The sequence below is a fragment of the Streptomyces sp. NPDC001480 genome (assembly GCF_042894725.1).
Taxonomy (GTDB): Bacteria; Actinomycetota; Actinomycetes; order Streptomycetales; family Streptomycetaceae; genus Streptomyces.
In genome coordinates this window covers 745,516-771,904 of record NZ_JBIAVX010000001.1, presented here as the reverse complement: position 1 = coordinate 771,904, position 26,389 = coordinate 745,516, and the positions used below count along the sequence as shown (strand labels likewise).

Sequence of the window (26,389 nt, the reverse complement as noted above, 5' to 3'; positions counted from 1 at the left end):
GGCCGGGCGCGGGGTGCGGGGTGAGTGTGGTGCGCCTACCGTGGCCGCATGGGCGCTGCGGTGGAGCTGGAGGTGGGCGGGCGGACCGTGCGGCTGTCCAGTCCGGACAAGGTGTTCTTCCCGGAGCGCGGTTTCACCAAGCTCGACCTCGCCCGGTACTACGCGGCGGTCGGCCCCGGCATCCTGCGGGCCCTGCGCGACCGTCCCACCACCCTGGAGCGTCACCCGGACGGGCTGAACGGCGAGTGGTTCTACCAGAAACGCGCGCCGAAGGGCATGCCCGACTGGATCCCGACCGCCCACATCACCTTCCCCAGCGGGCGCAGCGCCGACGAGATGTGCCCCACCGAGCCGGCCGCCGTGGTGTGGGCCGCCCAGTACGGGACGCTCACCTTCCACCCCTGGCCGGTGCGCCGCGCCGACGTCGACCGCCCCGACGAACTCCGCATCGACCTCGACCCGCAGCCCGGCACCGACTACGAGGACGCCGTCCGTGCCGCCCACGAACTGCGTGCCGTCCTCGACGAGTACGGCGGCCTGCGCGGCTGGCCCAAGACCTCCGGCGGGCGCGGCCTGCACGTCTTCGTGCCCATCGAGCCGCGCTGGTCGTTCACCCAGGTGCGGCGCGCGGCGATCGCCGTCGGCCGGGAGATGGAACGCCGGATGCCGGAGCACGTCACGATCAAGTGGTGGAAGGAGGAACGCGGTCGCCGCATTTTCTTGGACTACAACCAGACGGCCAGGGACCGCACCATCGCCTCCGCGTACTCCGTGCGGCCCCGCCCGCACGCCCCGGTCTCGGCGCCCCTGCGCTGGGAGGAGGTGGGTGCCGCGCACCCCCGGGACTTCGACCTGGCGACCATGCCCGGCCGGTTCGCCGAACTCGGCGACGTCCACGCGGACATGGACGACCACGCCTTCTCCCTGGACGCCCTGCTCGAACTCGCCCGCCGCGACGAGCACGACCACGGGCTGGGCGACCTGCCCTACCCGCCCGAGTACCCGAAGATGCCCGGCGAGCCCAAACGGGTGCAGCCGAGCCGGGCCCGGCGCGAGGAGACCCCCTAGCCGTCCTGGCCGTCGCCCTGCTCGCCGAACGCGTCGAGGACGCGGCGGCAGGTGTCGAGCAGGGTGACGTCGGGCAGCACGTGGTAGCGCATGTTCCCCGGACCGCCGGTGTTGTTGTGGCGGCGCGGTGCGGCCGGCTCCGCGCGTATCAGTGGCAGCGCGGGAGCGGCGGCCGGGCCCAGCTCGGCGAGGCACGCGGCGATCTCCGGGCGGGTGCGGGGGGCCGCGGTCCACTGGTCCAGCAGGACCGGCAGCGCCTCGTCCGGCTCGCCGGTCACCCGCCACAGGGCGACCGCCGCCCGAGCGGGCTCCGTACCGGCCGCGATCAGCTCACGCAGCCGGGGTGCCAGCGACGCGCCGGACGGGCCGAGCGCGCCGGCCAGCCGCAGCCCGGCGTCCCGCCGCAGCCACTGCCCGCACGCCAGCGCGTCGCCGGTGACCGTCAGCGCCGCCTCGGCGGCCCCGGCGTCCCCGGTCACCGCCCACAGCGCCTCGGCGACGTGTATCCGGTCCTCGTCCGGCAGTGTGTCGTCCGACCACAACTCCCGTATCGCCGGGGCGGCTTCGATGCCGTGGCGGCCGTACGCGGCGAGCGCCTCCAGTACCTCGCGGCGCGTGTGGCGGTCGTCCGTGCCGGTCAGGATCTCCGCGAGCAGCGGCACCGACGCGCGGTGGGCGAGCGCGCCCAGGCCGCGGACGAGACGGCCCCAGCCGTCGCCGCGCACCCGGTGGTCGAGGGCGGCGAGCCGGTCGTGCAGCACCGGGCCCAGCGGGGCCGCCGCTTCGGGGCCGAGCGCCTCGATCCACCCCGCCAGGTTCTCGGGCACCTCGATGCTCTCCAGGACCGAGGTGAGCGCGGGCACCACCCGTTCGTCCCCTTGGAGGGTCAGCACCTCGAACGCCTTGCCGACCGCCGTGTCCCGCCAGGCCGTGCCGGTCTCGGGCTCCCGGTCCGCCCAGCTCTCGATGTACGCCACCAGGCCCTCGGCCACGCGGTGCGAGACCGGTGCGAGGTACCGGAGTTCGGTGAGGACCGACTTGTGCAGCCGCAGGTCGTCCTCGGCGAGCAGCAGGGCCAGCGCCAGCACCGGCTCGTCGTCCGGGGCCCGCCACCCCGTCAGCAACTGCCCGGCCATGCCGACGGCCTGGGCGCGCTGCACCGGGTCGGGGCTGCGCAACTGCGCGACGAGCAGCGGGAAGCGCACATCGACGCGGTCGCACAGCCGCTGGTGCAGCTCGGTGAGGAGCTCGTCGGTCTCGTCGACGCCGAGGCCGCGGCGGTGCTCGGCGTGCAGCTCGCGCACGTGCGAGATCAGCGTGTCGGTACGCGGCCGCTCCGGCTGCGCCGGCGGCGGCCCCAGCTCCTTGGTGGCGCGGGCCAGACGCATCGCCTCCAGCGCGATCTCCGGGGTGTCGGCCGGCAGCAGGGCGGGGGCGCAGCGCGCCAGCTGGATCAGCGCCGTCAGCCGCAGCCCGGGATCGGGCGTGCCGGACACGACGTCACGCAGGGCGTGCCCCGGCCCGGTACCGAGGGTGCCGGGGTGCTCGACGGCCAGCGTGCCCAGGGCACGGACCATGGACCGGGCGGCCGCGGGGTCGCTCTCGCCGGGCAGCCTCTCGCGCAGGGCGCCCGACACCCGTACAGGATCGGGGTGCAGCTGGGCCAGCGCGCCGGGCACCGCGGCACGCACCCCCGGGTCCGGGTCGTCCAGCAGGTCCAGGAAGACACCGGCGCGGTCCCGCACCATGGCGTGGGCCTCGCGGTGGTGGCGGAGCCATTCCTCGTACTCGTCGTCGTACTCGCCGTCGTACTCTTCGTCGTCCTCGGCCGCGTCCGTGCCGAGGGCGTCCGCCGGACCGGCGTCCTCCTCCTCGTCGGGCCGTCCCGCGATGCTGCGCAGCAGCCCGACGACGGCGCCCCGGTCGGCCGCCGCACGGGTCGTGGCCAGTTCGAACAGGAACGGTATGCACGCCAGCGTGCTGTCGTAGACGTCACCCTGGTGGTGCACCGCGCCGTACATCCCGTCCAGCGCGATCTCGCGTCGCGCCGGGTCGTCCGACGCCAGTCCCCACAGCAGGTCGGGCACGTCCGTCGCGGAGTCCGTGTACGCATGCCCCAGCGACGCCCAGTCGACCTCGTCGATCCCCGTGAACACCCTGTCCTCCCCGTTGCCCGTGGCGCGCGGTCCGCCACTGGTCACAGCATGCCGCACGCCACTGACAACGGCCCCGACGGCGGATCAGGAGGCAGCCGTTCAGGCGGTGTCCGGGGCCGCGAGGTCCAGGACCGTCCACTCCTGGGACGGCTCCTCCTGGACGTAGAGACGCGCGCCCCGGCCGACCACCCGGCGACGGCCGAGCGCACCGCCGTCGGGGCGGGCGAGGCGGCCCTCCGCGGCCACCTCGACCGTCGTGTCCGTGAGGCGGCAGTCGGCGATCCGGTCCCGTTCGTCGCCGTACCCGCCGAAGAACACCACCCGGTCGCCGCGCACCGCGAGGCCGCGCGCGCCCGCCACCGGGTTGCGCCGCACCCGGACCACCCGGTCGCCGCGGATCTCCAGGAGCGGGAAGTCGGTGTACGGACAGGCCCAGACGGCGCGCTCCGCCACGTTCAGGGCGTAGCAGTCGATGATCTCTCCCGCCCCGGGCACCGGCTCGTAGCGCCACACCGGCTCACCGGTGCTGCTCCAGCGGCGCAGGCCCGGGTGGCTCAACTCGTCGTCCCCGCACACGCCTTCGTCGAAGTGGGCGACCCACAGGTCGCCCGTCTCGTCGGCCAGCAGGTGCTCCACGGCGTCGCCCACCGCGAACGACCACGAGGGCCGTCCCAGCGCGTCGAAGACCTGCACGTGTTCCCCGCGGGCCCGCCGGCGGGCGTCGGCGACGACGAAGCCGCCGTCCGGCAGCGCGTCGAACAGGGGGAAGCGCGGCCGCAGGGCGCTCAGGTGCGTCTCGTGCCGGCGGCCGTCCTCGAGGGTGACGACCACGGCGTCGTACGGGTCCGCGCGCGGGCGGCCGTGCCGTTCCCCGGCGATCAGCCAGTGGGCGCGGCCGAAGGCGTCGACGGTGCTGTGCAGGACGTCACGGTGCCGGTAGGCGTGCGGGAGCCGGGCGTACGGGGCGAGGCGGTCAGGCGTCATGGGCCCTTCTCGTCGTCATGACAACGATGATCAGCCGGGGGGTACCGGGTCCGCAACCGCGTTTCACGGTGACGAGAGCGCTCTCACCGGGGCTCGTGGCCCGGCTATCCTGATCCGCACACCCCGGTGAGGAGCCCCGAAGTGACCGAGACAGCGCCGCGTCCCACGCTGGAGGCCGTGGCCGCGCGGGCCGGGGTGTCACGGGCCACCGTGTCACGGGTCGTCAACGGCGGCGACGGGGTACGCGAGCCCCTCGTGCGGCGGGTGCGGCGGGCGGTCGAGGAGCTCGGCTACGTCCCCAACCAGGCGGCGCGCAGTCTGGTGACGAAACGGCACGACGCCGTCGCCGTCGTCATCGCCGAGCCGGAGACCCGGGTCTTCGCCGACCCCTTCTTCGGGCTGCAACTGCGCGGCATCAGCAAGGAACTGACGGCGCACGACAACCAACTGGTGCTGCTGCTCACGGAGGGCAGGGACGACCACGCGCGCGTGGCCCGCTATCTCGCCGGCGGACATGTCGACGGCGCGCTCGTCTTCTCGCTGCACCTCGACGACCCGCTGCCCGGGCTGATCCAGGGCGCCGGTGTGCCCACGGTGTTCGGGGGGCGGCCCGGCTGGAGCGACGGTACGCGCAGCGCGGTGTACGTCGACAGCGACAACCGGGACGGCGCCCGGACGGCCGTCCGGCACCTCGTGGGGCTCGGGCGCCGGCGGATCGCGCACATCACCGGCGCCCTCGACCAGACCTCGGCGGTGGACCGGCTCGACGGCTACCGGGACGTCATGGGTGACGCCGGCCCCGGGCTGATCGTGGAGAGCGACTTCACCGCGGCCGGCGGTGAGCGGGCGATGCGGGAACTCCTCGACCGCCGCCCGGACGTGGACGCCGTCTTCGCCGCCAACGACCTCGCGGCCTCCGGTGCCCTGCGGGTGCTGCGGGAGCGGGGGCTGCGGGTGCCCGAGGACGTCGCCGTGATCGGCTTCGACGACATGCTGCCGGTCGCCGAACACACCGACCCGCCGCTGACGACGGTCCGTCAGGACATCGAGGAGATGGGCCGCCTGATGGCCCGGCTGCTGCTGCGCGGCCCGGGCCCCGGCCGGCACGGCGAGCCGGCCGCGGACGACGGGCCGGCCGGTGTGGTCCTGCCGACGACACTGGTACGACGCGCCTCCGCGTAGCCGGACGAGCGGTGCCTCAGCCCTGCGGCGGCGCGCTCTGGATGACCGCGAAGCGGGCGCCGTACGGGTCGGCGAGCTTGGCCAGCCGGCCGACGCCCTCCAGGTCCGTGGCGGGCGACCGGACCGTGCCGCCGAGCTCCTTCGCCCTGGCGACGACGGCATCGGCGTCCTCGACCTCGAAGTACGGCAGCCAGTGCGGCCCGCCCTCCGCCTGGGCCTGGGCGGCGGCCAGCGGGACGATGCCGCCGAACATGGCGTCCTCGCCGGCGCCGGCGGGATTGACGCAGGTGTAGGTGCCGCCGGGGAAGGGCGCGGCCGAGGTCTCCAGGCCCAGCACCTGGTGGTAGAACGCGGCGGCCGCCGCCTCGTCCGGTGTGTACAGCTCGACCCAGCACAGCGAACCCGGATCGCCGGCCAGGTCCACGCCCTTGGTCTGCCCGGGCTGCCACACGCCGAACGGCACGCCCGCCTTGTCGGCGAGGACCGCCAGATGCCCCTGCCCCATCACGTCCGTCGGCTGGAACAGGACCGTGCCGTGGGCCTGCTCGACGGCCTTGGCGGTGGCCTGCGCGTCGGAGCTCTGGAAGTACACCGTCCAGGACGGCGGGCCCTGCTCGGGTGTGGTCTGCATGCCGCCGGCGACCGTCCTGCCGTCCAGCTGGAAGAAGCCGTAACCTCCGGCCTCGGGCCCCGCCGACTGGAACCGCCAGCCGAAGAGACCGCCGTAGAAGGAGACGGCGCCGTCGATGTCGGGGCTGCCGACGTCGATCCAGTTGGGGGCACCGTCGACGAAACGGGTGGTGAGCATGTTCGCCCTCCTCGGAAGGGTCCCGGTCTCTGCACTGCCGAGTCTGGCACCGCCCACCGACAATCGCTGCCGGAACACCCGCGCCCGCCGGAGTGACGCCTGCGCTCACGCTGCGTGGTGCCCCCGGTTCTCCCGGTCTTCGGAGTGTTCCGCGCGCCGCCGTGCGTCCGTGGCCGCGCGAGGAGCATGATCGGGGTGGCGGGGGCCCTGGCGCGGCTCGTTGACCAGGCGTTGATCGAACGTTTTTCGCCGTCCGCAACGATCCTGCCCATGCACATCGAAACGATCACCCCGGCCGACACCGCCTGGCAGGCGCAGGCGCTGTGCGCGCAGACCGGGGCGGACTTCTTCTTTCCGGAGCCGGGCAGTTCGGTCCGCGAGGCGAAGCGCATCTGCGGCATGTGCGAGATGCGCACCGCGTGCCTGGAGTACGCGCTCAGCAACGACGAGCGGTTCGGCGTGTGGGGCGGCCTGTCGGAGAAGGAGCGGCTGGCACTCAGGCGTACGTCCTCCTGACCCGCGGGTCAGGAGGACGGTTCGACGGCATGGCGCCACGGGCCTCGGACGGGGGGCCACCGGAGTCCGGCGCGCCCGCCGGTCGTGGGTCAGGCGCCGGCCCGGGCCGCCATGCGGGCCTTGCGGGCGGCGAGCTTCTCGTCGAACTTCAGGGCCTCGGCGTCCAGTCCGCCCATGAACAGCCCGAGCTCCTCCTGCGCCTTCAGGCCCTCGGGGCCGAGCCCGTCGATCTCCAGGATCTTCAGGAAGCGCAGCACGGGCTGGAGGACGTCGTCGTGGTGGATGCGCAGGTTGTAGACCTCGCCGATGGCCATCTGCGCCGCGGCCCGCTCGAAGCCGGGGATGCCGTGGCCGGGCATCCGGAAGTTGACCACGACGTCGCGCACGGCCTGCATGGTGAGGTCGGGGGCGAGTTCGAAGGCGGCCTTGAGCAGGTTGCGGTAGAAGACCATGTGGAGGTTCTCGTCGGTCGCGATGCGGGCCAGCATGCGGTCGCAGACCGGGTCGCCGGACTGGTGGCCGGTGTTGCGGTGCGAGATACGGGTGGCGAGCTCCTGGAAGGCGACGTACGCGATCGAGTGCAGCATCGAGTGCCGGTTGTCCGACTCGAAGCCCTCGCTCATGTGCGACATGCGGAACTGCTCCAGCTTGTCCGGGTCGACCGCGCGCGAGGCGAGCAGGTAGTCGCGCATCACGATGCCGTGCCGGCCCTCCTCCGCGGTCCAGCGGTGCACCCAGGTGCCCCAGGCGCCGTCCCGGCCGAACAGCGAGGCGATCTCGTGGTGGTAGCTGGGCAGGTTGTCCTCGGTGAGCAGGTTCACCACCAGGGCGATCCGGCCGATCTCGGTGACCTTGGACTGCTCCTTGTCCCACGCCTCGCCGTCGTCGAAGAGGCCGGGGAAGTTGCGGGCGTCGCTCCAGGGCACGTACTCGTGCGGCATCCAGTCCTTGGCCACCTTCAGATGCCGGTTCAGTTCCGTCTCGACCACTTCCTCCAGCGCGTACAGCAGCCGCGCGTCGGTCCACACGGACGGGCTGCCGAGGTGAGGAGAAGTGATCGTCATGGAAACTCCAGGGGGACGCCGAACAGAAGGGGGAGGAAACCGACTCGGTCGGGGAACGGACCGGTGAGCGGTACCGGAACCTACGAGATCGTAGGCTACGAATCCGTAGGTTACGAAGCCGTAGGTTAAGCGCGTCGTAAAGATCGCTGATCAGGCCGCCTGGCCCGGTGGAACCGGGGCATGCCGAAGAGCCATGGGACACGCAGGTCCCAGGGCCGCGAGGGGGACGGGATCACCCGTTCAGGCGTACAGCTCCCGCAGCCGCACCGAGAGGCATGTCACACAGCCTTCGAGCTTCTCGAACTCGCCGATGTCCACGGTGACCACCTGGTGGCCGAGGTCGGTGAGCAGTTCGGCCGTCTTCGGCGCGCTGGCCGCCATCAGCAGCTTGTGGCCGCCGAGCAGCACGACATGGGCGCCGGCCTCCTCGGGTACCGACAGGAAGCCCGGGAACAGCGAGGGCCGGTCCACGTTCGGGATGTGACCGAGCACCGTACCGTCGGGCAGCGCGGTGACCGCCGACTTCAGGTGCAGCACCTTGTTCACCGGGACGGCGACCACCCGCGCGCCGAGCGGCTCGAAAGCGGCCCGCACCTGCTGGACCCCGGCCGCGTTGGTGCGCCCGCCCCGGCCGACGTAGACGGTGTCACCGACCTTCAGCACGTCGCCGCCGTCCAGCGTGCCCGGCTCCCATATCCAGTTCACCGAGCAGCCGAGCCGGGCCACGGCCTCCTCCACCCCGGCGGTCTCCTCGCGCCGTGACTCGGCGCCGGGCCGGGTGATCAACGCCACGTTCTTGTACATCACCACGGTGTCCTCGACGAACACCGAGTCCGGGCAGTCGTCGGCCGGGTCCACCTCGACCGTCTCCCAGCCGTGGGTGCGCAGCGCCTCGACGTAGGCCTCCCACTGCTCGAGGGCCAGGTCCACGTCGACCTTCTCCCGCTCGATGTGCGTCACCAGGCCTTCGGCGAGGCGCGGGCTGGGGCGGCGGACGAGGGCCTTCTTGCTGGGCACTGGGGGTCTCCGTATCGGCGGGCGGTCCGGCGCCGTTGTCTGCGGCGCCGGTTCGTCATCATGCAGGGCGGGTCCGCGCGGACAAAACCCTCGTTGTCAGGCTGTGCCCCTCCTGAGACGCTCCACGCGCGCGGGCTACGCGGGATCCGTGAGCGCCTCGGGGGTGGTTTCCCTCAATTCCCCTCCTTCCAGGAGCAGCCAGCGGGTGATGCCGAGCGACTCCAGGAACGGCAGGTCGTGACTGGCCACGACCAGCGCGCCCTCGTACGACTCCAGGGCCGTCGTCAGCTGGCGCACGCTCGCCATGTCGAGGTTGTTCGTCGGCTCGTCGAGCAGGAGCAGCTGCGGCGCGGGCTCGGCGAGCATCAGCGCCGCCAGGGCCGCCCGGAAGCGTTCGCCGCCGGAGAGCGTGTCCGCCTTCTGGTCGGCGCGGGTCCCCCGGAACAGGAAGCGGGCCAGGCGGGCCCGGATCCGGTTGTTGGTGGCGCCCGGCGCGAACCGGGCCACGTTCTCCGCGACGGTCAGCCCGCCGTCCAGGACGTCCAGCCGCTGCGGCAGGAACCGCAGGGGGACGTGCGCCCGCGCCTCGCCCGTCACCGGCTCCAGCTCGCCCGCGATGGTGCGCAGCAGTGTCGTCTTGCCCGCGCCGTTGCGTCCCACGAGGGCGACCCGCTCGGGGCCGCGCAGTTCGAAGACGCCCGCGACGCGGGCCCCGTAGGCCGGCGCCACATCCCGCAGGGTGAGGACGTCGCGGCCGGGCGGCACGGCCGTGTACGGCAGGTCGACCCGGATCTCGTCGTCGTCCCGTACGGCCTCCACCGCCTCGTCCAGCCGCTCCCTGGCCTCGGCGAGCTTCTCCTCGTGCATGATGCGGTGCTTGCCGGCGGACTCCTGCGCCGCGCGCTTGCGCGCCCCCATGACGATCTTGGGTTCGCGTTTGCTGTCCCACATCTTCTGCCCGTACCGCTTGCGCCGGGCCAGCTTCATCTGGGCGTCGGACAGTTCCCGCTTCTGCTTGCGCCAGTCGGCCTCGGCGACGCGGACCATGCGTTCGGCGGCCTCCTGTTCGACGGCGAGGGCGTCCTCGTACGCCGAGAAGTTCCCGCCGTACCAGGTGATCTCCCCGGCGCGCAGATCGGCGATCTGGTCGACCAGGTCGAGGAGTTCCCGGTCGTGGCTGACCACGAGCAGCACGCCCGGCCAGGACGCGACGGCCGCGTACAGCCGCCTGCGGGCGTACAGGTCGAGGTTGTTGGTGGGCTCGTCCAGCAGCAGTACGTCCGGGCGGGCGAGCAGCAGTGCGGCCAGCCGCAGCAGCACCGACTCGCCGCCGGAGACCTCGCCGACGCCGCGGTCCAGGCCGAGGTGGCCGAGACCGAGCTCGCCGAGGGTCGCCAGGGCGCGCTCCTCGACGTCCCAGTCGTCGCCGAGGGTGTCGAAGTGCTCGCCGGCCGCGTCGCCCGCCTCGATGGCGTGCAGCGCGGCCCGCTTCGCGGCGATACCGAGCGCCTCGTCGACCCGGAGCGCGGTGTCCAGGGTGACGTTCTGCGGCAGGTAGCCGACCTCGCCCGTCGTACGGACGGCGCCGTCCGTGGGGGTGAGTTCACCGGCGACGAGCTTCAACAGCGTGGTCTTGCCCGATCCGTTGACGCCGACGAGTCCCGTGCGGCCGGGCCCGAAGGCGACGTCGAGGCCGTCGAAGACGGGGGTGCCGTCGGGCCAGGCGAAGGACAGGGAGGTGCAGGTGAGGGAAGGAGACATACGGGCCTCGCGGTTGCTTGATGCGGTCAGGGCAACGCGTGTCGAGACACCGCGGGGCGGCAACCGTGTGGCCGGGGGAGGGGTTCAGCCCTGTGCCGGAGGACGGCTCGGACGCCGAGGTCGCACGCGCGCACACCCACGTGGCGTGGGGCGCGGTGTCTCAGGACCTCAGACGAGCAACGTCCTTCTCCGATCGACGGCAACAGAAGCGATGTACACCGTAGGAGGGTGGGTGGGCGGCGTCAACGGAATTTACGGGGGGTCACATCCATGTCGGATTCCTGCCAGCCTCCGCCCCGCCGCGGCTGGTTGGGTGGGCCCCATGACGCATCAGATCTCCCTGCGCGCCCCTGCCCTGGCCTTCCGCTCCCTGCACGTCCCGGGACGGCCGCTCGTCCTGCCGAACGCCTGGGACGCCATGAGCGCCCGGCTCGCCGAGGACGCGGGCGCCGCCGCCGTCGCCACCACCAGCGCCGGGGTCTCCTGGGCCCTGGGCGCCGCCGACGGCGACCGGCTGGACCGGGACCGGGCGCTTCACGCCGTCGCGCGCGTGGCCCGGGCCGTGCGGGTCCCGGTCAGCGCCGACATCGAGACCGGGTACGCCGGCGACCCCGAGGGTGTCGCCGACACCGTCCGGGCGGTGCTCGCGGCGGGTGCGGTCGGCATCAACATCGAGGACGCGCTGTACGCGACGGGGCGGGCCCCGTTGCGGGAGGTCGCCGAACAGGCCGAGCGGATCGCGGCCGCCCGGGAGGCCGCGGACGCGCAGGGAGTGCCGTTGTTCGTCAACGCCCGCATCGACACCTTCCTGCGCGGCGGCGGGGACATCGACGCCACTCTGGAGCGGGCCGCCGCCTTCCGCGCCGCGGGTGCCGACGGGATCTTCGTCCCCGGGGCCGTCGAACCGGGGACGGTCAAGGTGCTCGTCGAGGGCGTCGACGGGCCGCTCAACGTGCTGGTGGGCCCGGGCGCGCCGCCGGTCGCCGAGCTGGCCGCGCTCGGCGTCGCCCGGGTGAGCGCGGGGTCGAGTGTGGCCCAGGCGGCGTACGCCGTGGCCCGTCGCGCCGCGCGGGAGCTGCTGGGCGCGGGGACCTGCGGGGCGCTGGCCGAGGGGCTCGACTACGGCGAGCTCAACGCGCTGCTCGCGCGGGAGCGCTAGCAGGCGTCGCGCATCAGCTCCGCCAGGTCGTGGTCGAGGTCGAGCTGGAGGTGCTCCAGGCCGGAGGCCACCAGGTCGTTGGTCGCCTGGAGGAAGCGGCGGATCTCGCCGGTGCGCACGTGCACGACGGCGGTGCCCTCGGGGGCGTGGAACTCCAGCACGGTGCGGTCGTACCCGTAGGGCCGCACCCGCACGTCGCCGTGGCCCTCCGGGGACTTCAGACCGGCCGTCAGCAGCTCGCGGGCGAAGGTCCAGCAGACCTCGACGCCCTCCAGGGTGGCCGGGGCGGGGAAGGTCATGCGGACGGCGAACGGGTCGCGCCGGTCGTAGCGCAGCGTGGCGGGAATGCTCGGCATGCGCGGTGCGGCGGCGACGAGGCGTGCCTCTACGGGCTGCTCGATGACGGTGGACAACGCCTTGCTCCCTCGTGACGGCTGGACGGACTTCCGGGGTGTGAGACCGGGCACTGGAAGAGACGACGGAACGGGCCACTCCGTGCACACGTATCGCTAGTGACCTCTGTCACCGCGTTCATGCACGCGCGCACCGAACCGAGGCCGTCTGGACGGGGCCCGGACAGTGGGCTAGCTTCGCCCGCCATGAGGCGCTCGGGGAACGCGACACCGACGGGACGCAAGGTTCGACGGCCGGCGGGAGCGGTGGCGGCGGGGGTGTGCGGGGTGGCGCTGGCCGTGCTGACCGTCGTACCGGCCCAGGCGCACACGCCGGAGCACCGGGCGCCGCACTGGGCGCTCAAGGACAGCGGGGCGCCGCAGACACGGTTCCGCGGGCTCGCGGCCGTGAACCGGGACACCGCCTGGCTGGCCGGGACCGGCGGCACGGTGCTGCGTACCACCGACGGCGGGGCGAGCTGGCGGAACGTGTCCCCGCCGGGCGCCGCGGACCTCCAGTTCCGGGACGTGGCGGCGTTCGACGCGCGGCGCGCGGTGGTGCTGGCCATCGGCGAGGGCGAGGCGTCCCGGGTCTACCGCACCGACGACGGCGGGGCGACCTGGACGGAGTCCTTCCGCAACACCGACCAGAAGGCCTTCTACGACTGCATGGCCTTCTTCGACCGCCGCCACGGCCTGGCGGTGAGCGACCCGGTGGACGGCAGGTTCCGCATACTGTCCACCGCCGACGGCGGACGCACCTGGCGGGTGCTTCCCGCCGACGGCATGCCGGCCGCGCTGGACGGCGAGGCGGGCTTCGCGGCGAGCGGCCAGTGCCTGGTCACCTCCGGTCCGAAGGACGTCTGGCTGGCCACCGGCGGCGGCGCACGCGCGCGCGTGCTGCACTCCGCCGACCGCGGCCTCACCTGGACGGCCGCCGACACCCCGGTCCCCGCGGGCGATCCCGCACGCGGCGTGTTCGCGCTCGCCTTCCGTGACCGCACCCACGGCCTCGCGGTCGGCGGCGACTACCGCGCCGACCAGCCCTCCCCGAGGGCCGCCGCGGTCACCCGGGACGGCGGACGCACCTGGCAGGCGGCGGCCACACCTTCGCCCGCGTACCGCTCCGGGGCCGCCTGGCTCCCGCACAGCCGCACCGCCGCCCTCGCCGTCGGCCCGACCGGCACCGACGTCACCGCGGACGGCGGACGCACCTGGAAGACCCTCGACACCGGTTCGTACGACACCGTCGACTGCACCCCGGACCTGAGTTGCTGGGCGGCGGGGGAGCAGGGCCGGGTGGCACGGCTGGAACGGTGAGCTAAGTCCCCGCGAGCCGGGTACTCGTCACCTGCCGCAAAGGCGCCCCACCGGGAAGGAAAGGAGCGATCATGCCAGCCGGTTCCAGCCCCAAGCGTGAGCGTCAGTACGAGCACATCAAGAAGAGCGCGCAGGACCGGGGCGAGAGCGAGGGACGTGCCAAGGAGATCGCCTCGCGGACGGTGAACAAGGAACGCGCTCGCTCCGGCGAGTCCAGGACCGCCAGCCGCAGTTCGACGCAGGACAAGTCGTCCGGCGAGCGCGGCGGCCAGCGGTCGGGCAACCGGGCCGGCTCCCAGGGCCCGACCCGCGACCAGCTGTACAACGAGGCCAGGCAGCGCGGCATCGAGGGCCGTTCGCACATGAACAAGGACGAGCTGCGGCGCGCGCTGGACGCCAAGAAGGGATGAGCCGCGACGCTCAGCCGAGCGTCTGCCGGTGGCGTGCCAGCTCCGGAGCCGTCTTCGTGGCGATGAACTCGGTGACGCGGTACGCGCACACACCGGCGACGACGAACGGATCGCCCGCGACGATCTCCTCGATGCGGGCGCGGTCCCCCGCGACGGCCAGGATCACCCCGCCGTCGCGGGGGTTCTTGCGTCCCGAGGCCAGGAAGGAGCCCTTCTCGTACTGCTCCTCCAGCCACGCCACATGGTCGGGCAGCAGGGCGTCCACGGCGTCGAGGGGCGCGGTGTAGGTCAGCTCCAGTACGAACATGATCACGAGCGTACCCCTGGTGCGGTGCCCCTGGTGGGCGTGGTCGTAGGCTCGTCCGCACCATGACGACCGTACGGATCCCCGCGGGCTGGCCCGCCACCGAGGAGCAGGCCCGCGCCGTCCAGGACGAGTTGCGCGCGCGGGTGGTCCTGGACGAGCCGGGGCCGCTGCCCGGCTCCGGCCGTGTGACGGGCGTCGACGTGGCCTACGACGACGAACGGGACGTCGTCGCGGCGGCGGCGGTCGTCCTCGACGGGGCCACCCTGGACGTGGTCGCCGAGGCGACGGCCGTCGGCCGTGTCTCCTTCCCGTACGTGCCGGGCCTGCTCGCCTTCCGGGAACTCCCCACCGTCCTGGCCGCCCTCGGCGCACTGCCCTGCCCGCCCGGACTGGTCGTCTGCGACGGCTACGGCCTCGCCCACCCGCGCCGCTTCGGCCTCGCCAGCCATCTGGGCGTGCTCACCGGCCTGCCCACGATCGGCGTCGCGAAGAACCCCTTCACCTTCACCCACGACGACCCGGCGCCCGCGCGCGGCAGCGGCTCCCCGCTCCTGTCGGGCACCGAGGAGGTCGGCCGCGCCCTGCGCACCCGGGACGCCGTCAAGCCGGTGTTCGTCTCGGTCGGCCACCGGATGAGCCTCGACAACGCGTGCGCGCACACACTGGCGCTGACCCGGGCCTACCGGATCCCCGAGACCACGCGCCGCGCGGACGCGCTGTGCCGGCGCGCGCTGCGGGAGGCGACCGAGGGGAGCGACTGAGGGGGGCGGTTCAGGAGGCGCCGACGCTCCAGGAGCCGACCTCCCGGTACTCCGAGTCGTAGACGGCCGAGCCGTCCCCCGGCACCAGCGCGTAATGGCCGAGGTTCCCGCCCCAGTAGCGCAGGATCCGCCCGAGCTCCTCGGCCTTGTCCTCGGCCGCCGCGCCGTCGTCCAGCGTGACCTCGAGTACGAACTTCACGTGCGTCTCCCTCCGTCGGCCTTGGGCTTCAATCGTTTCATTGACGTGCCCTTTGGCACTTGACGGCTCAAGGCCGCAGGTGAGGACGCCGCACCGTGCCCGCAAGTCTCAAAGCGGGGGGAAGGCGGGCGGCCGGAGGCGTACTCAGGGGCCACTGCGCCGTCTGAGTACGTGTACGGATGTGGCCGCCCCGGGGCCGGCGGCAGGCTGTGCCCCATGACGACACACCGTTCCCCGCAGCCCCTGTCCGACCCCGGCCGGCCCGTCGAACGCGCCGTGACGGCCGCTCTCGTCCTCGCCGTGCTGGCGGGGGTCGCATGGATAGGCGGCATGCTGTACACCATGCTCGCGTGGTCCGCCTGACCGGCGAGTGGCTCAGAAGGAAGCCGCCACCCGGAAGGTGATCCCCGCCCCCCGGAGCCGCCGCGTCAGCGCGTCGCCCATCGCCACCGCCGTCGTGACCTGGCCGGCCGTGGGCGGCAGGTCGTCGAAGGCCAGGCACAGGGCCGCCTCGGCGAACATCTTGGCGGTCTCGTCGTAGCCCGGGTCGCCGCCCGCCACCTCCGTGAACACGCGCCGGCCACCGCCCTCGCCGACGAACCGGACCGAGAACCAGCTCTTCGCGCGCTTCTCGGCGCTCGGCCCGTCCCCGGGCCTGAGCCGGCCGGACAGCCAGCGCCGGGCCGGCGGGAGCTGGGCGGCCGCGGCCACCGCGCCCACCGCCGCCACCCCGCCCAGGGCGACAGGCAGGCGCTTGACCGCCGCGTAGTGCCGGTAGCGGAAGTCGGGGCCGTACCGGTCCAGGGCCTTCGCCGACCGGCGCACGATCTGCGGGTCGATGGTCGGCAGCGGCAGCGCCCAGGCGCCGACGTCCTTGGCGAAGCGCGGCACACCCGTCGGCGCGGACGCCCGGCGCTCGATCAGCCGCGGCTCGTGCCGGCCGCGCTCCCGGGCGGCGGCCAGCATCTGCCGCCCGCGCGCGAACTGGTTCAGCGCCGATGCGAAGGTGCCGCCGGAGAAGGCCGCGTCGAGGCTGACGTAGCCGTCCACGGTCAGCGGCACGCCCTGAGGCAGCTGCCGGACGGTGAAGTGGGCGCCCAGGTCGTGCGGCACGGAGTCGAAGCCGCAGGCGTGCACCAGCCGGGCGCCCGTCTCCCGCGCGCGGGAGTCATGGCGGACGTACATCAGGTCCACGAACTCCGGCTCGCCGGTCAGGTCCAGATAGTCGGCCCCCGTGTCCGCGCAGGCGGCGACCAGCGGCTCGCCGTGCCGGATGTACGGACCCACCGTCGAGGCCACCACGCGCGCGTTCTCGGCCAGTCGGCGCAACGCGTCCGGATCGGTCACATCGGCCTGGAGGACCCCCACGTCCACGCCCCCCGGCAGCCGCTCCCGCAGCTCGGCCAGCCCGCGCTCGCTGCGGCCGGCGATCGCCCAGCGCAGGTCCTCGGGGGCGTGCGCGGCGAGGTACTCCGCGGTGAGTGAGCCGACGAAGCCGGTGGCCCCGAAGAGCACGATGTCGTAGGGACGATCCGTCCTGTTCAGCCTGCTCATGACACCCTTCGGTCGTGCACTCCGCGCCGTTGTCGGTGGCTGAGGCTAGCGTGAGGAACACGGTGCCCGGCGGCCAGGCCCATGACGCCGGCCGCGCCGGGCGCCGGGTCCGCAGGGTAACTTGGCTAAGCGCTTGCTTGTCCAGCCCTTGTGTCCGATGGAACGTGTTCTTAGCATCAGCAGTGTTACAGCGGTTGTGTCACATCGACTGGGGGTGCGCGGATGACCACGGCAGGGACGCCGGGACACGGCCCGCTCACGGGCGTGCGCGTGGTCGAGCTGGCCGGCATCGGGCCCGGCCCGTTCGCGGGCATGCTCCTCGCCGACCTGGGCGCCGACGTCGTCCGGGTGGACCGGCCGGGCGGCGCCCCGCTCGGCATCGACCCGGCGTACGACGTGACCAACCGCAACAAGCGCTCCGTACTGGTCGACCTGAAGTCCGACGGCGGCCCCGCCCGCGTCCTCGACCTGGCCGGACGGGCCGACATCCTCATCGAGGGCTACCGTCCCGGCGTCGCCGAGCGCCTCGGCGTCGGCCCCGACGCCTGCCTCGCCCGCAACCCCGCGCTGGTCTACGGCCGGATGACCGGCTGGGGCCAGCAGGGCCCCCTGGCCGACCGCGCCGGCCACGACATCGCCTACCTCGCCCCGACCGGCGTCCTCGGCATGATCGGCGACCCGGACGGACCCCCCGCGGTCCCCGCCAACCTCCTCGGCGACTACGCGGGCGGCTCGCTCTACCTCGTCGTCGGCGTCCTCGCCGCACTGCACCACGCGCGCGCGACCGGCACCGGCCAGGTCGTCGACGCGGCCATCGTCGACGGCGCCGCCCATCTCGCTGCGATGATCCACGGCATGCTGGCCGCCGGCGGCTGGCAGGACCGGCGCCGCGCCAACCTGCTGGACGGCGGCTGCCCGTACTACGGCACCTACGAGACCGCCGACGGCGGGTACATGGCGGTTGGTGCCCTGGAGCAGCAGTTCTACGAGGAGTTCCTGCGCCTGCTCGGCCTGGAGGAACTGGCCCCCGCCCGCAAGGACCGGTCCCGCTGGGGCGAGCTGCGCGAGCAGGTCGCCGCCCGTTTCAAGTCCCGTACCCGGGACGAGTGGACCGCCCGCTTCGAGGGCACCGACGCGTGCGTGGCGCCCGTGCTGTCCCTGGGGGAGGCCCCGCACCACCCGCACCTCGCCGCTCGCGGCACCTTCACCGAGCACGGCGGCATCACCCAGCCCGCGCCCGCGCCCCGCTTCTTGGCCACCCCGACGACCGTCCGCACCGGCCCCGCCCGGCCCGGCGCCGACACGGCGGCCGTGGCCCGGGACTGGGACATACCCGCGCTCGCCCACCACGACGATCCCGCCCGGGACGGCGACTGACCCCGCCGCCGGCCGGCCCACCTCCCGCGAAAGGCACCCCAGTGAGCACCGAAGCGTACGTGTACGACGCGATCCGCACCCCGCGCGGCCGCGGCAAGGCGAACGGCGCCCTGCACGGCACCAAGCCCATCGACCTGGTCGTCGGCCTCATCCACGAGCTCCGCGACCGCTTCCCGAGGCTGGACCCGGCGGCGATCGACGACATCGTCCTCGGTGTCGTCGGCCCCGTGGGCGACCAGGGCTCCGACATCGCGCGGATCGCGGCCATCGCCGCCGGACTGCCGGACACGGTCGCAGGGGTCCAGGAGAACCGCTTCTGTGCCTCCGGCCTGGAGGCGGTGAACATGGCCGCCGCCAAGGTCCGTTCCGGTTTCGAGGACCTCGTCCTCGCCGGCGGTGTCGAATCGATGTCCCGGGTGCCGATGGCCTCCGACGGCGGCGCCTGGTTCAACGACCCGATGACCAACCTCGCCGTCAACTTCGTGCCGCAGGGCATCGGCGCCGACCTCATCGCCACCATCGAGGGCTTCACCCGCCGGGACGTCGACGAGTACGCGGCCCTGTCCCAGGAGCGCGCCGCCACCGCCTGGAAGGAGGGCCGCTTCGACCGCTCGGTGGTCCCGGTCAAGGACCGCAGCGGCCTCGTCGTCCTCGACCACGACGAGCACCCGCGCCCGGGCACCACCGCCGACTCCCTGGCGGGGCTCAAGCCCTCGTTCGCCGACATCGGCGAGCTGGGCGGCTTCGACGCGGTCGCGCTCCAGAAGTACCACTGGGTGGAGAAGATCGACCACGTCCACCACGCGGGCAACTCCTCCGGCATCGTGGACGGCGCCTCGCTGGTCGCGATCGGCTCCAAGGAGGTCGGCGAGCGGTACGGCCTCACCCCGCGCGCGCGGATCGTCTCCGCCGCCGTCTCGGGCTCCGAGCCCACCATCATGCTCACCGGCCCCGCCCCCGCCACCCGCAAGGCCCTCGCGAAGGCCGGCCTCAGCATCGACGACATCGACCTGGTCGAGATCAACGAGGCGTTCGCGGCGGTCGTGCTGCGCTTCGTGAAGGACATGGGCCTGTCCCTGGACAAGGTCAACGTCAACGGCGGCGCCATCGCGCTCGGCCACCCGCTCGGCGCGACCGGCGCGATGATCCTCGGCACCCTCGTGGACGAACTGGAACGCCAGGACAAGCGGTACGGCCTCGCCACGCTGTGCGTGGGCGGTGGCATGGGCATCGCCACCATCGTCGAGCGCATCTGAACTCCCCGCGGAATCACGACACTTCAACGGAGACGACTGTCATGACCGAGAGCACCACCATCCGCTGGGAGCAGGACGACACCGGTGTCGTCACCCTCGTACTCGACGACCCGAACCAGTCCGCGAACACCATGAACCAGGCGTTCCGCGACTCCCTCGCCGCGATCACCGACCGCCTGGAGGCGGAGCGGGAGAACATCCGCGGCATCGTCTTCACCTCCGCCAAGAAGACCTTCTTCGCGGGCGGCGATCTGCGCGACCTGATCCGGGTCACCCCCGAGACCGCACAGGAACTGCTGGACGGCGGCCTCGCCATCAAGCGGAACCTGCGCCGCATCGAGACCCTCGGCAAGCCGGTCGTCGCCGCGATCAACGGCGCGGCCCTGGGCGGCGGTTACGAGATCGCCCTCGCCTGCCACCACCGCGTCGCCCTCGACGCGCCCGGCTCGAAGATCGGCTGCCCCGAGGTCACCCTCGGCCTGCTCCCCGGGGGCGGCGGCGTGGTCCGCACCGTCCGGCTGCTCGGCATCGCCGACGCCCTCCTGAAGGTCCTCCTCCAGGGCACCCAGTACACCCCCCGGCGCGCCCTGGACAACGGCCTCGTCGACGAGGTGGCCGCCACCCCCGAGGAGCTCCTCGCCAAGGCCCGCGCCTTCATCGACGCCAACCCCGAGTCCCAGCAGCCCTGGGACAGGCCGGGCTACCGGATCCCCGGCGGTACGCCCGCCAACCCCAAGTTCGCGGCGAACCTCCCCGCCTTCCCCGCCACGCTGCGCAAGCAGACGGGCGGCGCCCCCTACCCGGCCCCCCGGAACATCCTCGCGGCCGCCGTGGAGGGCGCCCAGGTTGACTTCGAGACCGCCCAGGTGATCGAGTCCCGCTACTTCGTCGAACTGGCCGCGGGCCAGACGTCGAAGAACATGATCCAGGCGTTCTTCTTCGACCTCCAGGCCGTCAACTCCGGCGCCAACCGCCCGCAGGGCGTCGAGCCCCGCAAGGTCCGCAGGGTGGCCGTCCTCGGCGCCGGGATGATGGGCGCGGGCATCGCCTACTCCTGCGCCCGCGCCGGCATCGACGTCGTCCTGAAGGACGTGTCCCTGGAGGCGGCCGTCAAGGGCAAGGGCTACTCCGAGAAGCTGTGCGCCAAGGCCGTCGCGAAGGGCCGTACGACCCAGGAGAAGGCGGACGCGCTGCTGGCCCGCATCACGCCGACCGCCGACGCGCAGGACCTGGCCGGCTGCGACGCGGTGATCGAGGCCGTCTTCGAGGACCCGGCGCTCAAGCACAAGGTGTTCCAGGAGATCGAGCACGTCGTCGCCCCGGACGCGCTGCTGTGCTCCAACACCTCCACCCTGCCCATCACCACGCTCGCCGAGGGCGTCGAACGCCAGGGCGACTTCATCGGCCTGCACTTCTTCTCGCCCGTCGACAAGATGCCGCTGGTGGAGATCATCAAGGGGGAGCGGACCGGCGACGAGGCCGTCGCGCGCGCCTTCGACCTGGTCCGGCAGATCAGCAAGACGCCGATCGTCGTCAACGACTCGCGCGGCTTCTTCACCTCGCGGGTGATCGGCCACTTCATCAACGAGGGCGTGGCGATGGTCGGCGAGGGCATCGAGCCGGCCTCCGTGGAGCAGGCCGCCGCGCAGGCGGGCTACCCGGCGAAGGTGCTGTCCCTGATGGACGAGCTGACGCTCACCCTCCCGCGGAAGATCCGGACCGAGTCGAAGCGGGCCGTGGAGGAGGCGGGCGGCACCTGGACCGCGCACCCCGCCGAGGCGGTCATCGACCGCATGGTGGACGAGTTCGGTCGCACCGGACGCAGCGGCGGCGCGGGCTTCTACGAGTACGGGGAGGACGGCAGGCGGGCCGGACTGTGGCCGGGCCTGCGCGAGCACTTCACGCGCGAGGGCGCTCAGATCCCGTTCGAGGACATGCAGGAGCGCATGCTCTTCTCCGAGGCGCTGGACACCGTCCGGCTGCTGGAGGAAGGCGTCCTGACCTCCGTCGCCGACGCCAACATCGGTTCGATCCTCGGTATCGGCTTCCCCGGCTGGACCGGTGGCGTGCTCCAGTACATCAACGGCTACGAAGGAGGCCTGCCCGGATTCGTCGCCCGGGCGCGGGAGCTCGCCGAGCGCTACGGCGAGCGCTTCGACCCGCCCGCGCTGCTGGTGGAGAAGGCGGAGAAGGGGGAGCGGTTCACCGACTCGGCCCGCTCATGACTCCTTCGTGAGCCACTCGCCCAGCTCTTCGCGCAGCGACCGCTGGAACGTCGTCAGCAGCGCCTGCACCACCAAGGGGTGCATGTGCGCCGACAGGGACTTCACGTCCTGGGTGTCACGTTCCGCCACCTCGCCGCGGAAGAGCTGGGAGAGCTCGCGGGCCGCGGCGCGCGAGTGCTCGACGAGCACCTGGCGCGCCGCGAGGATCGCGTCCTGGGACAGCGGTACGTCGAGCAGCCGGACGCCGAGCCGCAGCAGCCCGCAGTCGATCCGAAACGTTTCCCCGTCGGCGGCCGTGACGACGCCCATCGCCGTCAGCCGGGCCACGTCCTCCTCGGTCAGCGGCCGTCCCGCGCGCCGCTGGAGCTCCCCCCGGGACACCGTCTCCTCGGTGTCCGGCGCCCAGGACGCGACCACCGCCCGGTGGATGGCCAGGTCGTGCGGGGTGAGATCCGGCGGCAGCTGCCTCAGGTACCGATCGATCGCGGCCAGCGTCATGCCCTGCTGCTGGAGCTCCTCGACGAGGGCCAGCCGGGCCACGTGCCCGGGCCCGTAGTGACCCACCCGGCGCGGACCGATCACCGGCGGCGGCAGCAGGCCCCTGGCGGCGTAGAAACGGACCGTGCGGACCGTGACGCCCGCGCGGGCGGCCAGCTCGTCGACGGTCAGGGTCGGCTCCCCGGCACCGTCGTCGGCGCCGGTCTCGGTATCGGTCTCGGCATCGGTCGTCATGTGCAGCAGTATCGCTGTCCCACCAGCACTGTGAAACATGTGACGGCCATGTGAGAAGTGCCGCTGTGTGATGTGGACCATCGCATGGCCGGGGATGCCGCGGGGAAGCTGCCTGCTTGGTCTGTGCCGCGACACAAGGGTGGTGCGGGCCGGAACACGTTCGGACACCCGGGGTCACGACATCCCGGGGCACCAGAAAGTGGAACCACCCGTGAGCAAGGACGCCGTGCACTCGGCACAGGTCGCCGACCACCCCCGGGCGACCAGCACACCCGCGGACGCGGGCGACGCCGGCTACAGCAAGGACCTCAAGCACCGCCACGTCAACATGATCGCCATAGGCGGCGCCATCGGCACCGGACTCTTCCTGGGCGCCGGCGGCCGCCTGCACAACGCGGGACCGGCGCTCGCCCTGGCCTACCTGGTCTGCGGCGTCTTCGCGTTCTTCGTCGTGCGGGCCCTGGGCGAGCTGGTCCTCTACCGGCCCTCCTCCGGATCCTTCGTGTCGTACGCGCGCGAGTTCCTCGGCGAGAAGGGCGCCTACGTCGCCGGCTGGATGTACTTCCTGAACTGGTCGACCACCGGCATCGCCGACATCACCGCGATCGCGCTGTACACGCACTACTGGAGCCTGTTCACAGCGATCCCGCAGTGGGTGCTCGCCCTGATCGCCCTCGCGGTGGTCCTCGCCGTGAACCTGATCTCCGTGAAGATCTTCGGCGAGATGGAGTTCTGGTTCGCGATCATCAAGGTCGCCACCCTCGTCGCCTTCATGCTGATCGGCATCTTCCTGCTGGCCACCCAGCACCACGTGGACGGTCACACCCCCGGCCTGAGCGTGATCACGGACAACGGCGGTGTCCTCCCGCACGGCCTGATGCCGGTCGTCCTCGTCATGCAGGGCGTGATCTTCGCCTACGCCGCCCTGGAGCTGGTCGGCGTCGCCGCGGGCGAGACCGCCGAGCCGGAGAAGGTCGTCCCGCGCGCGGTGAACTCGATCATGTGGCGGGTGGGCCTGTTCTACGTCGGCTCGGTCGTCCTGCTGGCCCTGCTGCTGCCCGGCTCGGTGTACTCCGCCGACCAGAGCCCTTTCGTGACGGTCCTGTCGAAGATCGGCGTCTCCGGCGCGGGCGACGTGATGAACCTGGTCGTGCTCACCGCCGCCATGTCTTCGCTGAACTCCGGCCTGTACTCCACCGGCCGCATCCTGCGGTCCATGGCGATGGCCGGCTCGGCGCCGAAGTTCACCGCCCGCATGAACCGCAGCCAGGTGCCCTACGGCGGCATCCTGCTCACCTGCGCGGTGTGCGTGGCCGGTGTCGTCCTGAACTACCTCGTGCCGAGCCAGGCCTTCGAGATCGTGCTGAACGTCGCCTCCCTCGGCATCATCAGCACCTGGGTGATCATCATGGTCTGCCACCTGGTCTTCGTCCGGCGCGCCCGGGCCGGCGAGGTCATCCGGCCGCACTTCCGCCTGCCGTTCAGCCCGGTCACCGAGATCACCACGATCGCATTCCTGCTGGCCTGCCTCGGCATGATGTGGAACGACCCCGAGGTCGGCCGCAGGACCCTGTTCCTCATCCCGCTGATCGCCGTACTGCTGATCGGCGGCTGGTTCGGGGTGCGCCGCCGGGTCGCACGGACGGCCGAACAGGAGCTGAGCGCCCTCGGCAACTGAGGCAGCGGGCGAAGCAGCAGGTCACGGCCACTGTCAGTGGCGGCCTCTACGGTGGCGTCATGTCGGGGATCTCATATGTCCGGGGTGACGCCACCGTGCCGTCGGTCAAGGGCGTCAAGGTGATCGCCCATGTCTGCAACGACATCGGCGGCTGGGGGAAGGGCTTCGTGCTGGCCCTCTCGCGCCGCTGGCCGGAGCCGGAGGCCGCGTACCGCGCCTGGCACCGCGACCGCGCGGCGAACGACTTCGGCCTCGGCGCGGTCCAGATGGTCCGCGTCGAGCGGTACGTGTGGGTGGCCAACATGGTCGGCCAGCGCGGTGTGCGCACGGGAAGCAAGGGCGTCCCGGTCCGCTACGAGGCGATCGGCACGGCCCTGGGCCGGCTCGCCGACGAAGCGGCCGGACTCGGCGCGTCCGTGCACATGCCCCGCATAGGCTGCGGGCTCGCCGGCGGGAAGTGGTCCCGGATCGAGCCGCTGATCACCGAACGGCTGGTCGAGCGCGGGATCGCGGTGACGGTGTACGACCACGGGGAGGGGCCGGGCTGAGCCCACCGGGCGCACCCGGCCCCGGCCGGGCCCTCGGCGCCCCGGCCCCCGGCGACCCGGCCCAGGACGAGCCCGTCGCGCCGCGCGCAGGCCACGAGCGTCGCCCCGGCCGAGGCGCGCGGGCGGGGCCCCTTCCTGCCCGCGACCGCCGGGGCCGCGTGCCCGCGAGCAAGCGCCGGGCCACGGTGCCGGCGACCACGCCGCCGGCGTCGGACGCGGGCCCGCGGCAGCGGCCCGGCGGTGAGCGACGGGGCCTAGCCCAGCCCCGGCCGGGAGACGGGGCGAGCTCCCGGCTCCCGGCCAGGGCCGCGTCAGCGTCCGTGCACGTCGTTCGTCGCCTCGATCTTCTTCCATGACCTCGGCCGGACGGGCGCCGCCGCGGGCTTCGCGACCGACGCGGCGCGGGCGGCGGGCGCGGACGGCTTCGACGGCTGGAACAGCCAGGTGTCGAAGAGCGTCCCGAGGGGCTTGCCGGAGACCTGCTCGGCGTACTTGCGGAAGTCGGCCACCGAGGCGTTGCCGTACGCGTGCTCCTTCGGCCAGCCCTTGAGGATGGCGAAGAAGGCGTCGTCGCCGACCTCGTTGCGCAGCGCCTGGACGGCGAGCGCGCCCCGGTCGTAGACCGCGGCGTCGAACTGGTTGTCCGGGCCCGGGTCACCGGGCGCGACCGTCCAGAACGGGTCGTCGGCCGGGTGCGAGGCGTACACGTAGTCCGCCAGCTCCTGCGTGGTGCCCTCGCCCTCGTGCTCGGACCACAGCCACTGCGCGTACCGGGCGAAGCCCTCGTTGATCCAGATGTCCTTCCAGCCCTTCAGCGACACGTCGTCGCCGTACCACTGGTGCGCCAGCTCGTGCACCACCACGGAGGCGTTGGAGCCGTTTCCGAACTGCTTGGGGCTGTAGTACACCCGGGTCTGCGTCTCCAGCGCGTACCCGGTGGTGGTGTTCGGCACGTAGCCGCCCGCAGAGGCGAACGGGTACGGCCCGAAGTAGCCGCTGAGCCAGTCCACCAGCTCCCCGGTCCGCTCCACGCTCGCCCGCGCCGCCCCGTCGTTGTCGCCGAGGTCTTTGCTGTAGGCGTTGACGACGGGGACACCGCCCTCGGACGTGCTGGTCGTGATGTCGAACTTGCCGACCGCGAGGGTGGCCAGATACGTCGCCTGCGGCTTGTTCTGCCGCCAGCTGTAGCGGGTCCAGCCGAGTTTCGAGCTCGTCGACTGGAGCGTGCCGTTGGAGAGGGCCTGGGTGCCGTCCGGCACGGCCACCGACACGTCGTAGGTGGCCTTGTCCAGCGGGTGGTCGTTGCTGGGGAACCACCACCAGGCGGCCTCGGGCTCGTCCGCCGCGACGGCCCCGTCCGGGGTGCGGTGCCAGGTCGAGAACCCGTACGCGCTCTTCGTCGACGGCACCCCGCTGTAGCGGACCACGACGGTGATCGGTGTGCCCTTCGCCAGCGGCGTCTTCGGGGTGATCTCCAGCTCGTGCTGCCCGGAGGTGACGAAGGCGGCCTTGGCGCCGTTGACCCGGACCTCGCTCACGTCCAGCAGGAAGTCCAGGTCGAAGCGGGACAGGTCCTCGGTGGTCCGCGCCAGGATCGTCGCGGTGCCCTGGAGTTCGTCCGTCGCCGGCTGGTACTGGAGCCTCAGGTCGTAGTGGGAGACGTCGTAACCGCCGTTGCCGTAGTACGGGTAGTAGGGGTCGCCGATGCCCGGTGCGCCGGGTGCGTAGCTCGCGGCCGATGCCGGGATCGCCAGCAGCAGGGAGGCCGCCGCGAGTGCGCCCGGGGCGAGGATTCTGCGGTGCACGTCAGCTCCAAGTCGTAGGGACGACAAGTCTGTTCGGAGCCTATTCAGACCCTGTGGCTCCGGGCGTGTCCACAGCACCCCCTGTCACACGATCGCCATTCGGCCGTCAC

25 protein-coding genes are annotated in these 26,389 nt (G+C 72.8%); 13 read left to right on the top strand and 12 right to left on the bottom strand.

Annotated elements, in window-relative coordinates; genetic code table 11:
- The first annotated feature begins 48 nt into the window (after window positions 1-48).
- Window positions 49-1,068, top strand: coding sequence for a non-homologous end-joining DNA ligase (gene ligD, locus ACFY01_RS03640; protein ID WP_390733968.1), 1,020 nt, complete (start codon window positions 49-51; stop codon window positions 1,066-1,068).
- On the opposite strand, the gene ACFY01_RS03635 is transcribed toward ligD, so the two are convergent.
- Entirely contained in the window at window positions 1,065-3,224 is a 2,160-nt protein-coding gene (locus tag ACFY01_RS03635) for a HEAT repeat domain-containing protein (protein WP_390733967.1), read from the bottom strand. The two genes, ligD and ACFY01_RS03635, sit on opposite strands and share 4 nt — an antisense overlap.
- Before the next feature lie 99 nt (window positions 3,225-3,323).
- A complete protein-coding gene (locus ACFY01_RS03630; protein WP_390733966.1) occupies window positions 3,324-4,208 on the bottom strand; it encodes a hypothetical protein in 885 nt (294 codons plus the stop codon).
- Window positions 4,209-4,349: 141 nt separating this feature from the next.
- Between ACFY01_RS03630 and ACFY01_RS03625 the strand changes: the two genes are divergently transcribed.
- Complete coding sequence (locus tag ACFY01_RS03625) at window positions 4,350-5,390, top strand: LacI family DNA-binding transcriptional regulator (RefSeq protein ID WP_390733965.1); 1,041 nt, start codon at window positions 4,350-4,352, stop codon at window positions 5,388-5,390.
- A gap of 16 nt (window positions 5,391-5,406) precedes the next feature.
- Here ACFY01_RS03625 and ACFY01_RS03620 read toward each other — a convergent pair whose 3' ends face one another.
- A complete protein-coding gene (locus ACFY01_RS03620; RefSeq protein WP_390733964.1) occupies window positions 5,407-6,198 on the bottom strand; it encodes a VOC family protein in 792 nt (263 codons plus the stop codon).
- 270 nt (window positions 6,199-6,468) lie between these two features.
- On the opposite strand from ACFY01_RS03620, the gene ACFY01_RS03615 reads away from it, so the two are divergent.
- Complete coding sequence (locus ACFY01_RS03615; protein WP_390734042.1) at window positions 6,469-6,714, top strand: WhiB family transcriptional regulator; 246 nt, start codon at window positions 6,469-6,471, stop codon at window positions 6,712-6,714.
- A gap of 89 nt (window positions 6,715-6,803) precedes the next feature.
- Here the strand turns inward: ACFY01_RS03615 and ACFY01_RS03610 are convergent, their stop codons facing one another.
- The 3 genes from ACFY01_RS03610 to ACFY01_RS03600 form a co-directional block, all read right to left on the bottom strand.
- A complete protein-coding gene (locus ACFY01_RS03610) occupies window positions 6,804-7,778 on the bottom strand; it encodes an acyl-ACP desaturase (RefSeq protein WP_390733963.1) in 975 nt (324 codons plus the stop codon).
- A 240-nt stretch (window positions 7,779-8,018) separates the two neighbouring features.
- Window positions 8,019-8,795, bottom strand: coding sequence for a dimethylargininase (gene ddaH / locus ACFY01_RS03605; protein ID WP_390733962.1), 777 nt, complete (start codon window positions 8,793-8,795; stop codon window positions 8,019-8,021).
- A gap of 135 nt (window positions 8,796-8,930) precedes the next feature.
- Window positions 8,931-10,556, bottom strand: coding sequence for an ABC-F family ATP-binding cassette domain-containing protein (locus tag ACFY01_RS03600; RefSeq protein ID WP_390733961.1), 1,626 nt, complete (start codon window positions 10,554-10,556; stop codon window positions 8,931-8,933).
- 322 nt (window positions 10,557-10,878) lie between these two features.
- On the opposite strand from ACFY01_RS03600, the gene ACFY01_RS03595 reads away from it, so the two are divergent.
- A complete protein-coding gene (locus ACFY01_RS03595; protein ID WP_390733960.1) occupies window positions 10,879-11,715 on the top strand; it encodes an isocitrate lyase/phosphoenolpyruvate mutase family protein in 837 nt (278 codons plus the stop codon).
- On the opposite strand, the gene ACFY01_RS03590 is transcribed toward ACFY01_RS03595, so the two are convergent.
- The gene (locus ACFY01_RS03590; protein WP_390733959.1) at window positions 11,712-12,128 is read right to left on the bottom strand and encodes an SsgA family sporulation/cell division regulator; all 417 of its coding nucleotides are present in this window, start codon (window positions 12,126-12,128) and stop codon (window positions 11,712-11,714) included. The genes ACFY01_RS03595 and ACFY01_RS03590 overlap by 4 nt on opposite strands.
- Before the next feature lie 186 nt (window positions 12,129-12,314).
- Between ACFY01_RS03590 and ACFY01_RS03585 the strand changes: the two genes are divergently transcribed.
- Both ACFY01_RS03585 and ACFY01_RS03580 read left to right on the top strand, forming a co-directional pair.
- Complete coding sequence (locus ACFY01_RS03585; protein WP_390733958.1) at window positions 12,315-13,427, top strand: WD40/YVTN/BNR-like repeat-containing protein; 1,113 nt, start codon at window positions 12,315-12,317, stop codon at window positions 13,425-13,427.
- A 71-nt stretch (window positions 13,428-13,498) separates the two neighbouring features.
- Window positions 13,499-13,837: a plasmid stabilization protein gene (locus ACFY01_RS03580; protein WP_390733957.1), complete on the top strand. Its 339-nt coding sequence runs from the start codon at window positions 13,499-13,501 to the stop codon at window positions 13,835-13,837.
- A gap of 10 nt (window positions 13,838-13,847) precedes the next feature.
- Here ACFY01_RS03580 and ACFY01_RS03575 read toward each other — a convergent pair whose 3' ends face one another.
- Entirely contained in the window at window positions 13,848-14,144 is a 297-nt protein-coding gene (locus ACFY01_RS03575; RefSeq protein ID WP_390733956.1) for a YciI family protein, read from the bottom strand.
- A gap of 62 nt (window positions 14,145-14,206) precedes the next feature.
- Between ACFY01_RS03575 and ACFY01_RS03570 the strand changes: the two genes are divergently transcribed.
- The gene (locus ACFY01_RS03570) at window positions 14,207-14,905 is read left to right on the top strand and encodes an endonuclease V (RefSeq protein WP_390733955.1); all 699 of its coding nucleotides are present in this window, start codon (window positions 14,207-14,209) and stop codon (window positions 14,903-14,905) included.
- A 10-nt stretch (window positions 14,906-14,915) separates the two neighbouring features.
- On the opposite strand, the gene ACFY01_RS03565 is transcribed toward ACFY01_RS03570, so the two are convergent.
- Entirely contained in the window at window positions 14,916-15,104 is a 189-nt protein-coding gene (locus ACFY01_RS03565) for a hypothetical protein (RefSeq protein WP_390733954.1), read from the bottom strand.
- Between the two features lie 216 nt (window positions 15,105-15,320).
- Between ACFY01_RS03565 and mmpA the strand changes: the two genes are divergently transcribed.
- Window positions 15,321-15,467, top strand: coding sequence for a morphogenic membrane protein MmpA (gene mmpA, locus ACFY01_RS03560; protein ID WP_390733953.1), 147 nt, complete (start codon window positions 15,321-15,323; stop codon window positions 15,465-15,467).
- A gap of 12 nt (window positions 15,468-15,479) precedes the next feature.
- On the opposite strand, the gene ACFY01_RS03555 is transcribed toward mmpA, so the two are convergent.
- Window positions 15,480-16,658, bottom strand: coding sequence for a saccharopine dehydrogenase family protein (locus ACFY01_RS03555; protein ID WP_390733952.1), 1,179 nt, complete (start codon window positions 16,656-16,658; stop codon window positions 15,480-15,482).
- Between the two features lie 222 nt (window positions 16,659-16,880).
- On the opposite strand from ACFY01_RS03555, the gene ACFY01_RS03550 reads away from it, so the two are divergent.
- From ACFY01_RS03550 to ACFY01_RS03540, 3 genes are read left to right on the top strand one after another with little or no spacing between them, the layout of a single operon-like run.
- Window positions 16,881-18,035, top strand: a complete 1,155-nt coding sequence (locus ACFY01_RS03550; RefSeq protein ID WP_390733951.1) for a CaiB/BaiF CoA transferase family protein — start codon at window positions 16,881-16,883, stop codon at window positions 18,033-18,035.
- 41 nt (window positions 18,036-18,076) lie between these two features.
- Entirely contained in the window at window positions 18,077-19,291 is a 1,215-nt protein-coding gene (locus ACFY01_RS03545) for an acetyl-CoA C-acetyltransferase (RefSeq protein WP_390733950.1), read from the top strand.
- Window positions 19,292-19,332: 41 nt separating this feature from the next.
- A complete protein-coding gene (locus ACFY01_RS03540; RefSeq protein WP_390733949.1) occupies window positions 19,333-21,516 on the top strand; it encodes a 3-hydroxyacyl-CoA dehydrogenase NAD-binding domain-containing protein in 2,184 nt (727 codons plus the stop codon).
- On the opposite strand, the gene ACFY01_RS03535 is transcribed toward ACFY01_RS03540, so the two are convergent.
- The gene (locus ACFY01_RS03535; RefSeq protein ID WP_390733948.1) at window positions 21,511-22,248 is read right to left on the bottom strand and encodes a MerR family transcriptional regulator; all 738 of its coding nucleotides are present in this window, start codon (window positions 22,246-22,248) and stop codon (window positions 21,511-21,513) included. The two genes, ACFY01_RS03540 and ACFY01_RS03535, sit on opposite strands and share 6 nt — an antisense overlap.
- A gap of 211 nt (window positions 22,249-22,459) precedes the next feature.
- Between ACFY01_RS03535 and ACFY01_RS03530 the strand changes: the two genes are divergently transcribed.
- Window positions 22,460-23,926: an amino acid permease gene (locus tag ACFY01_RS03530; RefSeq protein WP_390733947.1), complete on the top strand. Its 1,467-nt coding sequence runs from the start codon at window positions 22,460-22,462 to the stop codon at window positions 23,924-23,926.
- 59 nt (window positions 23,927-23,985) lie between these two features.
- Window positions 23,986-24,474, top strand: a complete 489-nt coding sequence (locus ACFY01_RS03525) for a macro domain-containing protein (protein ID WP_390733946.1) — start codon at window positions 23,986-23,988, stop codon at window positions 24,472-24,474.
- 311 nt (window positions 24,475-24,785) lie between these two features.
- On the opposite strand, the gene ACFY01_RS03520 is transcribed toward ACFY01_RS03525, so the two are convergent.
- Window positions 24,786-26,279 carry a M1 family metallopeptidase gene (locus ACFY01_RS03520; protein WP_390733945.1) on the bottom strand — a complete coding sequence of 498 codons (1,494 nt, stop codon included), beginning with the start codon at window positions 26,277-26,279 and terminating at the stop codon, window positions 24,786-24,788.
- Between the last annotated feature and the right edge of the window lie 110 nt (window positions 26,280-26,389).